Below are 227 nucleotides of genomic sequence, written 5' to 3'. Positions count from 1 at the left end.
TCGTTGTTGAGGAAGCCAGCCCCCTCGACCACGACGCGGGCACCTGCCTGTATGCCCTCGACCGAGGTCTGGTCGTTGCTGCGTTGCAGGACGCGCACGTTGACAAAGCTGACCTTGTTGCCTTCGCCGACGACGAACACACCGGCCTTGTTGTCTCGGTAAAGGATAGCCTGTGTCGGTACGACGGTCGCCTCGCGGGTTCCGGCATCGATCTCGGCGCGGGCGAA

Annotated in this window: 1 pseudogene; it reads right to left on the bottom strand. The window is 63.4% G+C overall.

What is annotated here, in order from left to right:
• Nucleotides 1-227, bottom strand: a pseudogene (locus B3H86_RS11710) (efflux RND transporter periplasmic adaptor subunit); the annotation flags it as partial.

Origin of the sequence: Brevundimonas sp. UBA5866 (genome assembly GCF_002432125.1) — a bacterium.
Lineage (GTDB): Bacteria > Pseudomonadota > Alphaproteobacteria > Caulobacterales > Caulobacteraceae > Brevundimonas.
Note: the sequence above shows the minus strand (reverse complement) of the source record. Positions and strands in the feature narration are given on the sequence as shown.